The organism is Shewanella sp. GJ50-10 (assembly GCF_055808815.1).
In genome coordinates, this window is sequence record NZ_JBVVSS010000001.1 from 2,563,698 (window position 1) to 2,577,866 (window position 14,169).

Genomic DNA, 14,169 nt, shown 5'->3' on the forward strand with positions numbered 1-14,169 from the left:
TAAACTACTTTGCTATAGGACATATTTAGCAGAAAACAGAATACGGCTTAAGTCACCATCACTACCATCTTCTCTTTCATTCATCGCATACATATATTCAACACCAAAAGTTAATGGCTTAGTTGGTGAGTATAGTAAGTTAACATAGCTTGAATAAGACTCAGCATTAACCTGGTCACTTGATAGCATAGTATCGTTATCTGCTTTAAAAGCTGACACCGTTACACTTGTACGCCACTTATCATTCCACCAATGACGATAAGCTGCATAACCACCGTATGAACTAATGGTTTGTATTTCGCCAGATGCATCTAAATTACCAGCATTGGCATAGTTAAGCGCCATATAACGTCCTAGACCTTCGCCATATGTCGCTGAGAATTTGAAATCATCGTTACCAACCGGAATGATACCCGCAATACTTGCGCCATAGCCCATTTCAGTTGAATCAACGGCTTGGTCTCCTACATTTTGCTCTACATTTAATTGACGTAAGATACCTGCAACAGAGATGGCTGTTCCACCTTCGGTTTTGAAGTTATAACGCGCAACAACATCAGGCACAATACCACTTCCACTGGTTAAACGAGACGCTGTTTGATATTGATTTACGGTTGTTTCTGGATTTTCTACCGCTAACTGGAAACCACCATTGGTATAACGGATCATCGCTTGGCGTACAAAAGGTGTACCCTCAGCTGCGCCAACGAAATCTAAATTTTCAGGTAATGCGCCAGGGTTTTGAAATGTGGTCCATGTTTGACCTACAGTCCAATTATCATAACTTACAAATGCTTGGCGAATACGAGGAGAATAACTGTTTGATACACGCTCATTACCATCTGTATGAGTCATGAAATCTAATTCAATAAAACCAGTCAGTTTATGACCATCAAAATCTGACACAGTTTTAAAGTTAAAGCGTGTTTCACGGGCTTGAAAATCAACAACTTGGTTGCCGTTACCTTCCTTACCATAAATTGTACCTGGCACATAAAACTGTCGAGACAAACTGCCAGAATCAGGTGCACCATTTCCGTAATCACTGAACATCACATCAGCTTTTACGTAACCGCCAAAATGCATATCAGTATCTGCATAGCTTACATTACTTAATGCCAGCATCGAGATACCTATTACTAAACCATATTTTACTTGTTTCATTATGCTCTCCCTGTTCTTATCATCCATAGCAATATGACCCAGTTAACATCCAAGCAACATTAGCAATAGGTCTATTAGACAAAAGTAGATGAGAACGCCCTAAATTGAATAAGGAAGTTTTACTGTCTTAAAAGATAAACTTATAAAATAAAAAGAATTAAAAAAAGGAAAGGCTAGCGAATTTAAAGAATGAGAAAACGTTACTAATAAGTAGTAAGGTTTAGGAATCAAATTAGAAGTTTTTAGTAAATGTTTGAGCTTTAGGGATATAGAAAGTTTTAGGGATGTTGAAAGTTTTGGAATTTCAGCTGAAACGAAACTAGGATGTTTTGAATACTAAATGAGGATTCTGAATTAAAGCCGGACTGGCAATCTCACTTTCAGAAAAGTGGTGGGTCGTGAAGGATTCGAACCTTCGACCAATTGGTTAAAAGCCAACTGCTCTACCAACTGAGCTAACGACCCATCTGGTTTTACGTAACGATTCATTACGTCTAAATCTATGCCAAACTGGCAACACTTTTAGAAAAGTGGTGGGTCGTGAAGGATTCGAACCTTCGACCAATTGGTTAAAAGCCAACTGCTCTACCAACTGAGCTAACGACCCATCTATTTTTTATTAAAACTTATGTCTTAATCGGAGAGAAAGCCAACTGTCTGTTCTTGTTAACAAGAGCACAAGCAACTGAGCTAACGACCCATCTGGTTTTACGTAACGATTCATTACGTCTAAATCTATGCCTAACTGGCAACACTTTTAGAAAAGTGGTGGGTCGTGAAGGATTCGAACCTTCGACCAATTGGTTAAAAGCCAACTGCTCTACCAACTGAGCTAACGACCCATCTAGTTTTACGTAACGATTCATTACGTCTAAATCTATGCCTAACTGGCAACACTTTTAGAAAAGTGGTGGGTCGTGAAGGATTCGAACCTTCGACCAATTGGTTAAAAGCCAACTGCTCTACCAACTGAGCTAACGACCCATCTATTTTTACGTAACGATTCATTACGTCTGAATTAAAGCCTGACTGGCAATCTCACTTTCAGAAAAGTGGTGGGTCGTGAAGGATTCGAACCTTCGACCAATTGGTTAAAAGCCAACTGCTCTACCAACTGAGCTAACGACCCATCTAGTTTTACGTAACGATTCATTACGTCTGAATTAAAGCCTGACTGGCAATCTCACTTTCAGAAAAGTGGTGGGTCGTGAAGGATTCGAACCTTCGACCAATTGGTTAAAAGCCAACTGCTCTACCAACTGAGCTAACGACCCATTTCTGTTTCTTAGATTAAGTGAAGACTATAAATAGAGTTCAATCAATCTGTCATCAAAATAAGTTAATCTAACCTGTTTAATGACCCCAGAACGTCGCTCCGTTCTGAGGGCGCCTATAATACCTTTTTCATCTTCTCATGCAAGTGCAATTTATGGTTTTTTTGCCGTTTGCACTAAAAATAAACTAAGAGGCTGTTTTTTAGTTAAATTAGGCTTATAAAGCCGACAGTTGTTGTTGTGCTAGACGAGCAGAGGCACTATTTGCATATTCTTTTAATACGCGGTTATAGAAAGTCTTTGCTGTTGCGCTATCACCCTCTTTCTCTGCGATCATACCTAGCTTGACTAAACTATCACCACGCTTATTTGAATTAGGGTATTTTGTCACCACAGTATCAAAAGCTTGCTTAGCTTCTGGGAAGGTACCTTTATTAAATAATAACTGTCCTAACCAATAATTTGCATTAGCAGCATAAGTTGAATCAGGATATTGCTTTATAAACTCGCTGAAGGCTGGGATCGCTTCATCATACTTTCTTTCTTTCAACACAAGGTTAACGGCTTGCTCATAGCTTGCAGTTTCACCTAATGTCGACTTTGTCGCTGAACTCGCACTTGAATCAGCAACCGTGACAGTCGTTGAGGCAGCGCTAGCAGATAAATTGGCGATTTCTTCATAAAGCTGACGTTGACGCTGAAGCATTTGACTAATTTGGTAATCTTGCTGTTCAGTAATGCCACGTAAATCTAATACTTCACGTTGTAAAGCATCTAAGCGTTGTTGGGCTTCAAATTCAGTTTGTTGTTTCGCTTTTATAATACGTTCTAAACGAGAGATTCGATCATCACTTGAACCACCAGCAATATCTTGTACCGGCGCAGGTGCGGCTGTGGCGCCTGCAGCTACAAACATTGCAGCAACTAAAACAGCATGTTTCATCAATAAACTCCTAAACTGGCCAGCAGGACTGGCCTTCCGTAAACGTCGGTTGTTATTACGTTATTAGTAAACTAAAACACCACGACGGTTTTTAGCAAAACCACTTTCTGAACGAGAAAAATCTAATGGTTTTTCTTCACCGTAACTCACCACACTCATTTGGCTAGCTTGAACACCCATGCCTTGTAAGTATTTAGCAATGGCTTTTGCACGGCGCTCACCAAGAGCGATATTGTATTCAGGAGTACCACGCTCATCTGCATGACCTTCAATCAATACACGCACATTAGGATGTTCTACTAAGTAGTTACCGTGAGCTTGGATAATAGCCGCATTTTCGCTTTGTACTTCACTGCGGTCAAAATCAAAGTAAATGATGTTTTGAGCACGTAATTCTTCTTGCTCAACTCGTTGTTGCTCTTCTGGTGTCAAGATTGGCGCTACGCCACCAGTTTCAACTCCACCAGAACCATATTCACCGCCAGTAGTTGTGGTTGTTGAACCACTTGTTGAACCACTTGCATCTGTTTCAGATTCTGAAGTTGTGCTACATGCACCTAATGCCATTACAGGTACTACAACTAACATAGCTTTAAACAACTTATTCAGATTCATGGGTAATCCTTAATTAATTTTTTATAAAAATGGAGACCAGGCTGGCGATTTCACTTCGCCTTGGCCTGCTGGTAGTCTTGCTTTAAATCTTCCATCCATAGATACCGCAGCTAACACTTGGCTACCGCGGTAAGTGGTACCATAGATAACCATGGTTCCATTTGGCGCAATACTTGGAGACTCATCGAGTTGAGTCGAAGTCAGTACTTGCATAAAGCGAGTTTTAAGATCCATTCTCGCAATATTGTATTTTCCGTTTGTACGGTTAACAAAAATCATGCTGCGACCATCAGGTGTTATCGTGCCACCTAAATTCCACTCACCTTCAAATGTCACACGTGATATTTTTCCAGTGCTCAGTTTTACTTGATAAATTTGTGGTCTGCCGCCACGTTCAGAGGTGAAAATTAACGACTCACCATCTGGCGTCCACGAAGCTTCAGTATCAATTGCATAATGATTAGTGACACGCTTCAATGCTTTAGTGGCGATATCAATAATATAGATTTCTGGCTGACCATCTTTAGATAAAGTCACTGCCAGCTTTTTACCATCAGGTGAAAAACTTGGCGCACCATTAATACCATTATGCGAGCTCACTTTAACGCGCTCTTGAGTATAGATATCTTGAACAAAGATTTCCGCTTTACGGTTCTCAAAACTTACATAAGCTAAACGACGTCCATCAGGCGACCAAGCTGGTGACATTAATGGCTCAGGTGAACGTAATAACATTTGTTCGTTATAGCCATCATAATCAGAAATCATTAAATGATATGGCGACTTTTCACCTTGCTTAACGACTACATAAGCTACGCGGCTTAAAAATGCGCCACGAATACCAGTTAACTTTTCATATACGATGTCGCTGATACGGTGACCGTATTGTCTAAATTGCGCTTCACTAATGACCGTTTCACGGCTTTCAAGTAATAAGTCACTTGAAGTCGTCGGGCCTTTACCTGTTTGCAGTTGCGCTTTAACAAGATCAATCAGATCAAAGCTCACTAGATATTGATTAGTACCATAAGGCTTAATAGAACCTACGAGTAATGCTTCAGAAGCCGTTTCGCCCCAACCTGTGGCAACAAACTCTTTCACAGTGCTGATATTCGTTTGTGGTAAACCGCGCGCATCAAGCGGATTAAAAGTACCACTTCGCGCTAAGTCACTGTTAACGACATCGCTAATTTGCTGTGGAGCTGGACCTGTACCCTGCCAAACAAAAGGCATAATCGCAATTGGTCTAGCAGCGTCAACACCTTCAGTAATAACAATATCTAATGCTGCATTAGCGGTAGTACTAATAAATAGTACAAATATCGTTAACCATTTTGCCAAAATCTTCATGTGACTCCTTTAATTAAATTCCGGTGATACGGTTAAATTAATTTCTTTCATTTTGTTATAAACATCTGCTTCAGCTGAAACAGGCAGACGTCCCGCTTTGTTAATTGCCGCTTTAGCTGCACGACAAACTACTTGGTCGCCACTTAATGTTTGGCTTGCAGTGACAAAACCATCTTGCGCTAAGCGAATTAATACTCGACAACTTTTACCGCGCATAGACTCATCAACAACCAAATTACGCTGAATAGTTGATTTGATCATTGCGGTGTACTTATTTACTTCAGACACAACTTGCTTATTTCGAGTAGCTGATAAGGCAACTTGTTCAGCCGCCATTGCTTCTGCCATTTCACGTTCTTGACGAGCACGTTCAGCTTCTTCGGCCTTACGCTTTCTTTCAGCCTCTTCTTTACGTTTACGCTCATCTTCACGTTTTTTAGCCGCTGCGGCTTCTTCTGCTTTGCGTTTTTCAGCCGCTTTTTTCTCAGCAGCTTGGCGTTCAGCTTCTTGCTTCTTACGTAAATCAGCTGCTTTTTGTGCTTTGGCTTTTTCTTCAGCTTCTTTTAACTTTGCCGCTTTTGCCGCATTGTTAGCTTTAAGAGTTTCTTGCTCTTTCAACTTACGCTGATTTTCGAGCTGCTTAATGCGTTCTTGCTCTTTACGCACTTCATCTTTTGCTTTGCGTGCTTGCCTGTCTAACTCAGCTTGACGCTCACGCTCGATACGAGCAGTATCAGCCCGTTGCTTTTTCAGCTTTTCAGCATGCTCATTAATACGCTGTTGGTCTACCACTACAGCTTGCACAATTGGCTCTGATTGTTGAGCTTGTGGCAAATGTTTAGGCTTATCATCAAAGCTGATGCCTAATGCTAGCGCGACAATAACGCCAACATGCACACCTGCTGAGATTGTAATTGGTAAGGTTAATTGAGATTTAGCAGCCACTAAATTACTCCTTAGGTGAATCAGTCATCAAGCCCACTGCAGGCACACCCGCACCTTGCAGACTGACCATTAACTGAATCACATTTTCATAAGGAATACGGCGGTCAGCTTTCACAACCACAGGTCTTTCAGGTTCAAGTAAGATCATTGCTCCCACTTGAATTGAGATTTCATCCAAAGACAGTGAATCATCATTAGATCCACTTCCTACATTTAGGAAATACTCTCCAAACTCATCTATAGACGCCACAATAGGTGGTTTACTTTCAGCTGGTAACGGTTCAGCTTCACCTTGAGGCAATTCAACTTTGACCCCTTGCGAAACTATTGGCGCAGTAACCATAAAGATGATTAACAGCACCAACATCACGTCAATATAAGGTACAACATTGATTTCGGCGACCGGACGACGGCGCTTACGTTGATACATTACACCGCTTCCTTCTCACTGTAGGCCTGGCGCTGCAATATGTTAGAAAACTCTTCCATAAAGTTAACGTGCGACATTTCAATCTTTTCGACTTGAGTCGAGAAACGGTTATAGCCGATAACAGCAGGGATCGCGGCGAACAAGCCCATAGCTGTTGCAATCAAGGCTTCAGCAATACCTGGTGCAACCATGGTAAGCGTGGCATTTTCAACGGCGCCAAGAGCAATAAACGAGTTCATGATGCCCCATACTGTTCCGAACAAACCAATATACGGACTTGTTGAGCCTATGGTCGCTAATAAAGGAAGGTGTGTTTCTAGTCGCTCAACTTCACGAGATAAACTCACTCGCATAGCACGAGTAGTTCCATCCATGACAGCTTCAGGTGATTTACTATTGGCTTGGCTTAAACGTGAGTACTCTTTAAACCCTGCGACAAATAAAGCTTCAAGGCCTGAAACCCCTTCACTGCGCGCAGATAATTCTTTATACAATTTATTGAGATCAACACCGGACCAAAATGTATCTTCAAATTTGATCGCTTTAGCCCGAGCGCTATTTAATAACTTTCGGCGCTGAATAATGACAGCCCATGAGGCAATAGATAAGCATAATAAAGTCAGCATCACTAACTTAACGAGAACACTTGCCTCTAAAAAAAGACCGATAAAAGAAATTTCAGCTTGCACGGTTGAACTCCTGCACAATATTTAATGGGATAGCTCTTGGTCGCATACGTGATAAAGCAATACAGGCTACAATAATAGTGCCCTCACAATAACAGTCGCCTTTGTCATCAAGCAAACGCTGCTTAAACACCAAAGAGGCTTTTTTCAATTCTATGACCTGTGACTCTACAAATAAGTTCTGTTCGAATCGCGCTGCAATGCGAAAATCTAATTCAGCATGCTTAACAACAAAAGCAATATCTTCTGCTAATAACTGACTCTGAACGATACCCATAGATTTTAACCACTCGGTTCGGGCGCGTTCGAAGAAGTTTAAATAGTTAGAATGATAAACTACTCCACCAGCATCGGTGTCTTCATAATAAATTGAAATAGGCCATGTAAACATAATTAGCGATTGTAAATTTTGCGTAATAAAAGATGGCTTACTATACCGAGTACCTCAACGCTTGTGAATAAAAGGACTCAGTAAAGCCGGCTTTATTTTATGCTTCAACGCTTAATTTGCCATTAAAAAACGGCTTTTTCAGGCTTTACACAGAGAAATGAAGAAAGTTTAATGTTAACCATTGAAAAGTTTACATTCTATTAACCTAGGCAAGTAAACAAACTTATCGAACAGTGCCGAAATAACCACCAAATTTTGTTGCTCAGCCTTTAGTTTGAATTTCCACGGCACCAAATGCTGTTTTTATACTTATATATACCGCAAAGCGAATTTAGCGCCTTTCTTACTTTCTATATAAAAAGTAGATTGATAAGCAGTAGATCAGCATTCGTGTTCAAGAATTATTATCTGTCAGCCACTGCCTCAATTAAAGTTCTCAACAAAATACTTATCAAAGTGCTGCAAAAGCAAATATCACACAAAGTTAAATAAGGCACTATTCATCAGAATTTATCCACTAAAAGCCTTACATCAGTTTTGGATAAGATTATTTATTGCATACTTCGAAACTCAAAACCTTACCTCGCTTAATAGTGACTTCTCAATCCAGCAGTAAAATTAACGTATTCGCGCTTATATTAGGTGGTAAACGGTTAAAGTAGCCATTTGGCATTAATTATACTCATCCAATAAAACCTAGGATATTGAGCTAAGTTTTATTCTCTAATTTCAAAAGGTGATAGCCATCACTATTTGAGCTAACAACCCGAAATCATGGGCTTACAAGTAAATAATTTATTTTATAATTTTTTCATACTACTGTAATCAAGCTGACTTTTAACAATTGTATATCATTGCTTAAAACGTTTAAATCGACTAAATATGCACTCGCAATGCTTATAAAGTATGTTTTAATCTAGTTTTATCACTTAAGCGTGATTACATCATAATTGAGCCACACAACTCAGATTAGTTTTACTAATGATAAATTGAAATTTTTCTAGCTTGTCAATCTAGAGCAATCTCTCTAATATGTATCTTGTTTTCAGGACATAGCTAATTTAGTTATTGAAAACCAAGAACTCCAAGATGATGTACCCCAATACCTCATCTTATCCCTGGTTCTTATGCTTGACTTCCTTCCTTGAATTTGTGAATACAAATTGTTTGGCCCGCTTACTTTAAGCGGGCTTTTTTTATCTAAAATTTATTATCTAAAACCATTATTAAATTTACTGATATCTTTGTTTCACGCATAAAAAATGGCTTAGCTCATAAAGCTAAACCATTATCATTGTTCTTTAAGCATCAAACTCTTGTTAGTTAATCGCCCTTTTGACTAACCTTAAATGCTTTTAGAAATCTTAATCACAACTCGGCGGTTACGGGCTCTTTCTTCCACTAAGTTATTAGACGCTACATGACGTCTTTCACCATGACCTGTTTTATGGATACGGCTTTCTTCAATACCGCTGGCCACTAGAATGTCCGCTACAGAGTCTGCACGGCGCTCTGATACACGTTGGTTAGTCGAGCGGCCGCCATAACTGTCGGTATAAGCGTCCACGAAAATCAGTTCAACATCAGAATCATAGGATAAGTACTCTTGTACGCGACTCAGTTGCTGTTTCGAAAAACGCGTTAGGTTAGTACCGCCCTCTTCATAATTCAATACGGTAAAAGCAATATCGTCGAAGCCATAGGGTAATAATGTCGATAAACAAGAGCGAAACTGTCTATATTGGCCACCAAAATTCGCAGCCGATAAACCTACCGCCACTTTATCGGATTGGTTATACCAATCAGCATAATAAAAAGTAGGCTGCATCCCCTTACTTAACTCAGAGAGCATGGACCACGCGGCTTGTTTAGGTACTTCGCCATTGAATTGCTTTTGATATTTAAGTTTAGTTATGGCTTTTTCATTCACGCCAGGACGCCATTGAGGGGCTTTACTGATAAGCTCTGCATTTGTGACTTGATCAGGCTTGTTCCACATATCTAAGGTAAAGTTTAGGTTTAAATCTTTACCCGCTTTACTGGTAAAAATAGCTTTACCGTAGTCAGGGATATCATGCTCTAGGCGGCATTCAATCGGGCTGTTCTGGCTAATGCGCCACATTGAGTCATCCAAAGATGCAACATAGTGCTGTAAATCTGCTTGCGCAGGAAATACAAAACCTAAGCTTGAAAATAGAATTGCTTTACGCCACATAAAAACACCCTGTCTGCTAGTCACATTTCTATATCGGCAAAGTTTTATTAATCTTTAGCAGAGAAATTACACAATCAAACATGACACTGAGCCACAGTTTTAGCATAATAGCCGACATATTTGAGAATGAGGTTTTTAATGAGCGATATCTGCGACGCAAACAAATTCAAACACCGCTTTAGAGGCTACTTTCCTGTTGTTATCGATGTCGAGACTGCAGGTTTTAATGCCGCAACTGATGCGTTGCTAGAAATAGCTGTCACCACACTTAAAATGAATGATGATGGTTTTATCGAACTTGATAAAACCCAACACTTTCATATTGAGCCTTTTGAAGGTGCAAATCTTGAACCTGAAGCGTTAGCGTTTAATGGCATCGACCCAACTAACCCTTTACGTGGTGCCGTTGATGAAAAGCAAGCGTTCCTAGAAATTTTCAAAAATGTCAAAAAAGCGCAAAAAGCGGCTGACTGTCATCGCTGTATTATCGTGGCTCACAATGCTGCATTTGATATTGGCTTTGTTAACAAAGCTATTGAGCGTAATGACTTAAAACGTTCTCCATTCCACCCATTCGCGACTTTTGATACTGCAACCTTAGCGGGTTTAGCTATCGGTCATACCGTACTAGCTAAGGCATGTAAAATGGCTGGAATTGACTTTGATAATAAAGAAGCCCATTCAGCCTTATATGACACCGAACGAACCGCAGAGTTATTCTGTTATATCGTCAATAAGTGGAAAAAATTGGGCGGTTGGCCAATGGTGAGTGAAGAAGTGGATGAAGTCGAAGTGAAAGAAGATTCAGAGAGTTAGCAACAACCTATTACACATTTATAAGACACAAATATAAGACACAAAAAAAGCTGCCTAGGCAGCTTTTTTAATACCTAACAAAAGCGATTAAAGCTTGTCAGAGTTATCTTTTAAGTAAGAAGCAACACCTTCAGTTGTTGCAGTCATACCTTTGTCGCCTTTTTCCCAACCAGCAGGACAAACTTCACCGTGCTCTTCGTGGAATTGTAGTGCATCGATCATACGAAGCATCTCGTCAACGTTACGACCTAATGGTAAGTCGTTAACGACTTGATGGCGAACTTGGCCTTCTTTGTCGATTAAGAAAGAAGCACGGAAAGCAACACCAGCTTCTGGATGCTCAACGTCGTATGCTTTACAGATTTCGTGCTTAACGTCAGCAACTAGTGTGTAGTTAACTTCACCGATACCGCCTTTATCTACAGCAGTATTTCTCCAAGCGTGATGAGAGAACTGAGAATCGATTGAAACACCGATAACTTCAACGCCACGTTTAGTGAACTCTTCAATGCGGTGATCGAATGCGATCAATTCTGAAGGACACACGAAAGTGAAATCTAGTGGGTAGAAGAAAACAACTGCTGACTTACCTTTAATCGCGGTAGATAGATTGAAACTATCAACGATTTCACCAGTACCAAGAACCGCTGCGGCAGTAAAATCTGGGGCCGGACGGCCTACTAATACGCTCATTTTATATCTCCATCTATGGATTGAAAAAAACTTAAAAACAATGCCTGTTAATCTGAGTAGCATTATACCCAAACTAAAGCATTATGCGAGACAGCTCACACAATTGCTTTAACTTGAAATGAATCTGTATCTTGGTTAATTGCGATATACCTTACCCCTAATTGATTAAAGAAATAAGTCCTTTAAGATGAAATATGTTTTACCTGCTGAAAAAACAGTCCACTTGTCGATAAGAAAAAGGCATATGGATAACTTGGTATATACAAAAGATTATATTCAACATAACTACAGGCCTTGTTACATCAATGAAAAACCCTCCTTACATGAATACACTTTTTGTAAACTGAATAGAGATAAACTGGACATGAAGTTTGATACGGACAAGAATGACTTCACTATGTCTATCTAATAACAAAACTAAATAAGAAAAAATTAATATGAATGCGGTCGTAATTGCTGTCACCTTAATGCTTGCATTAAGTCTCATGCGTGTGAATGTTGTCATTGCACTAACTGTAAGCGCACTTGTTGCAGGGTTAGTTGGAGGCTTAGATATCCATCAAACCATCTCAGCCTTTAATGATGGCCTTGGAGGCGGTGCACAAATTGCGTTAAGTTATGCCTTACTTGGCGCCTTTGCTGCTGCTTTATCGCATTCTGGCTTAACTACGCTTATTTCTCACAACATTATTAAAAAAGTGGGTAAAGAACCTAACAGCACAAATACGCTAGTTGTGCGTTGGTTGCTACTTGCATCCATTTTATTAATGGCAATAAGCTCGCAGAATATTCTGCCAATCCATATTGCGTTTATTCCGATTTTAATCCCGCCACTACTACATGTATTAAGCAAACTACAAATAGATAGACGCTTAGTTGCTTGTATTATCACTTTTGGTCTTGTTACCACTTATATGATTTTACCGGTTGGCTTTGGTGGTATTTTCTTAAATGATATTTTATTGGCTAACTTGAACAACAATGGCCTTGAAGCTGTTAAAGAACAAATTCCAACAGCTATGCTGTTGCCTGCGCTAGGAATGATCACTGGACTATTAACGGCAGTGTTCATTACTTACCGTAAACCACGAGTTTATGAAGCAAAGGATATTGTTGCAGAACAAAATGAAGAAGTGGGCATTAACAAGAAGACCATAATCATTTCACTTGTGGCTATCGTTGCAACGTTAGTAGTTCAATTACAAACCGATTCAATGATATTTGGTGCATTAACTGGTTTCATCATCTTCCGTTTCTCAGGCATTATTAAACCTGATGTTAGACAAGATATGTTTAACCAAGGTGTATTGATGATGGCCAATATTGGTTTCATCATGATTGCTGCAGCGGGTTTTGCGGCTGTTGTAAAATCAACAGGTGAAGTCAGCACCCTTGTTACTTCTTTAGGTGACATTATAGGCGACAATAAAGCCTTAGCAGCATTGCTCATGTTGATTGTAGGATTATTAATTACTATGGGGATTGGTTCTTCATTCTCAACAATTCCTATTATCGCCACCATTTATGTGCCATTAGCACTCACCTTTGGCTTTTCTGTTGCGGCGACAATTGCATTAGTGGGTACAGCTGCAGCATTGGGCGATGCAGGTTCACCGGCATCAGATTCAACCTTAGGCCCAACAGCGGGTCTAAATGCTGATGGACAGCACGATCATATCCGTGACAGTGTTATCCCGACCTTTATTCACTACAACATTCCACTTATCGGCTTTGGCTGGATTGCGGCAATGGTACTCTAGTCGTCAATAACATTATCAGTCTTGAACAATATGAAGTCTTAAACAATATAAAGTCTTGAATACTGATTAAGACCCAATAAAAAAGGAGCCAATGGCTCCTTTTTTATTGGGTTAACTAAATTTATTTAGTACCGAAAATCTTATCACCAGCATCACCAAGACCCGGTAAAATATAACCCTGCTCGTTTAGGCAATCATCGATTGATGCTGTATATAGTTCGATATCTGGATGTGCAGCTTCTAAAGCTTTAATACCTTCAGGCGCGGCAACCAATACAAGTGCTTTAATTGACACACAACCACGTTTTTTAAGTAAGTCGATAGTAGCAATCATCGAGCCACCAGTTGCCAGCATAGGGTCGACGACAATCGCCACACGCTCATCAACATTGCTAACAAGCTTGTCGAAATACGGAACAGGCTCCAAAGTTTCTTCGTCGCGGTAAATACCAACAACAGAAATTTTAGCACTTGGCATATGCTCTAATACACCATCCATCATCCCTAAGCCTGCACGTAGAATAGGAACAACAGTCACCTTCTTACCTTTAATCTGTTCTATCTCAACAGGGCCGTTCCAGCCATTAATAGTGACAGTTTCTGTTTCAAAGTCTGCAGTTGCTTCGTACGTTAATAAGCTACCAACTTCTGTGGCTAGCTCACGAAAACGTTTAGTACTGATTTCAGCTTCACGCATTAAGCCTACTTTATGACGAATTAACGGGTGTTTTACTTCAACGACTTTCATTTTTGCACTCCTGATGATGAGATATTTTTCGCAAATTGTTCAAATTCTAGTTTATTTATTCTCTTTATAAAACATAAAGTTTCATAATTGCAGCCAATCTCACGCTAAACAGCTAAAACCATTACAGAAAACTGTTTTC

13 protein-coding genes and 6 tRNA genes are annotated in these 14,169 nt (G+C 39.8%); 2 read left to right on the top strand and 17 right to left on the bottom strand.

Going from position 1 to position 14,169, the window contains the following annotated elements; translation table 11 throughout:
• Window positions 1-12: 12 nt before the first annotated feature.
• From AC0L4E_RS10730 to AC0L4E_RS10800, 15 genes are all read right to left on the bottom strand, one after another.
• Window positions 13-1,164: a DcaP family trimeric outer membrane transporter gene (locus tag AC0L4E_RS10730; protein ID WP_473679176.1), complete on the bottom strand. Its 1,152-nt coding sequence runs from the start codon at window positions 1,162-1,164 to the stop codon at window positions 13-15.
• 389 nt (window positions 1,165-1,553) lie between these two features.
• Window positions 1,554-1,629, bottom strand: a tRNA-Lys gene (locus tag AC0L4E_RS10735).
• Between the two features lie 66 nt (window positions 1,630-1,695).
• Window positions 1,696-1,771, bottom strand: a tRNA-Lys gene (locus AC0L4E_RS10740).
• A gap of 159 nt (window positions 1,772-1,930) precedes the next feature.
• Window positions 1,931-2,006, bottom strand: a tRNA-Lys gene (locus AC0L4E_RS10745).
• 66 nt (window positions 2,007-2,072) lie between these two features.
• A tRNA-Lys gene (locus AC0L4E_RS10750) sits at window positions 2,073-2,148 on the bottom strand.
• A gap of 69 nt (window positions 2,149-2,217) precedes the next feature.
• Window positions 2,218-2,293 (bottom strand) — tRNA-Lys (locus AC0L4E_RS10755).
• Between the two features lie 69 nt (window positions 2,294-2,362).
• Window positions 2,363-2,438, bottom strand: a tRNA-Lys gene (locus tag AC0L4E_RS10760).
• 217 nt (window positions 2,439-2,655) lie between these two features.
• Window positions 2,656-3,381: a tol-pal system protein YbgF gene (gene ybgF / locus AC0L4E_RS10765; protein ID WP_473679177.1), complete on the bottom strand. Its 726-nt coding sequence runs from the start codon at window positions 3,379-3,381 to the stop codon at window positions 2,656-2,658.
• A 63-nt stretch (window positions 3,382-3,444) separates the two neighbouring features.
• Window positions 3,445-3,996 carry a peptidoglycan-associated lipoprotein Pal gene (gene pal / locus AC0L4E_RS10770; RefSeq protein ID WP_220755022.1) on the bottom strand — a complete coding sequence of 184 codons (552 nt, stop codon included), beginning with the start codon at window positions 3,994-3,996 and terminating at the stop codon, window positions 3,445-3,447.
• A gap of 21 nt (window positions 3,997-4,017) precedes the next feature.
• On the bottom strand, window positions 4,018-5,346 hold the full coding sequence (tolB, locus tag AC0L4E_RS10775) for a Tol-Pal system beta propeller repeat protein TolB (protein WP_473679178.1): 1,329 nt from the start codon (window positions 5,344-5,346) through the stop codon (window positions 4,018-4,020).
• Between the two features lie 9 nt (window positions 5,347-5,355).
• A complete protein-coding gene (gene tolA / locus AC0L4E_RS10780; protein WP_473679179.1) occupies window positions 5,356-6,291 on the bottom strand; it encodes a cell envelope integrity protein TolA in 936 nt (311 codons plus the stop codon).
• Window positions 6,292-6,295: 4 nt separating this feature from the next.
• Entirely contained in the window at window positions 6,296-6,721 is a 426-nt protein-coding gene (gene tolR, locus AC0L4E_RS10785) for a protein TolR (RefSeq protein ID WP_220755019.1), read from the bottom strand.
• Window positions 6,721-7,410 carry a protein TolQ gene (gene tolQ, locus AC0L4E_RS10790; RefSeq protein WP_220755018.1) on the bottom strand — a complete coding sequence of 230 codons (690 nt, stop codon included), beginning with the start codon at window positions 7,408-7,410 and terminating at the stop codon, window positions 6,721-6,723. Before tolQ ends, tolR begins: the two co-directional genes overlap by 1 nt.
• Window positions 7,400-7,801: a tol-pal system-associated acyl-CoA thioesterase gene (ybgC, locus tag AC0L4E_RS10795; protein ID WP_473681614.1), complete on the bottom strand. Its 402-nt coding sequence runs from the start codon at window positions 7,799-7,801 to the stop codon at window positions 7,400-7,402. The genes tolQ and ybgC overlap by 11 nt, the downstream gene beginning before the upstream one ends.
• 1,342 nt (window positions 7,802-9,143) lie before the next feature.
• Window positions 9,144-10,013 carry a flagellar protein MotY gene (locus AC0L4E_RS10800; protein ID WP_473679180.1) on the bottom strand — a complete coding sequence of 290 codons (870 nt, stop codon included), beginning with the start codon at window positions 10,011-10,013 and terminating at the stop codon, window positions 9,144-9,146.
• Window positions 10,014-10,151: 138 nt separating this feature from the next.
• Between AC0L4E_RS10800 and rnt the strand changes: the two genes are divergently transcribed.
• Window positions 10,152-10,829, top strand: coding sequence for a ribonuclease T (rnt, locus tag AC0L4E_RS10805; protein WP_473679181.1), 678 nt, complete (start codon window positions 10,152-10,154; stop codon window positions 10,827-10,829).
• Window positions 10,830-10,916: 87 nt separating this feature from the next.
• On the opposite strand, the gene AC0L4E_RS10810 is transcribed toward rnt, so the two are convergent.
• Window positions 10,917-11,522: a peroxiredoxin gene (locus AC0L4E_RS10810; protein WP_102528360.1), complete on the bottom strand. Its 606-nt coding sequence runs from the start codon at window positions 11,520-11,522 to the stop codon at window positions 10,917-10,919.
• Window positions 11,523-11,959: 437 nt separating this feature from the next.
• Between AC0L4E_RS10810 and AC0L4E_RS10815 the strand changes: the two genes are divergently transcribed.
• Window positions 11,960-13,282 carry a Na+/H+ antiporter family protein gene (locus AC0L4E_RS10815; RefSeq protein WP_473679182.1) on the top strand — a complete coding sequence of 441 codons (1,323 nt, stop codon included), beginning with the start codon at window positions 11,960-11,962 and terminating at the stop codon, window positions 13,280-13,282.
• Between the two features lie 121 nt (window positions 13,283-13,403).
• Here the strand turns inward: AC0L4E_RS10815 and upp are convergent, their stop codons facing one another.
• Window positions 13,404-14,030: a uracil phosphoribosyltransferase gene (gene upp, locus AC0L4E_RS10820; protein WP_220755014.1), complete on the bottom strand. Its 627-nt coding sequence runs from the start codon at window positions 14,028-14,030 to the stop codon at window positions 13,404-13,406.
• Window positions 14,031-14,169 lie beyond the last annotated feature (139 nt).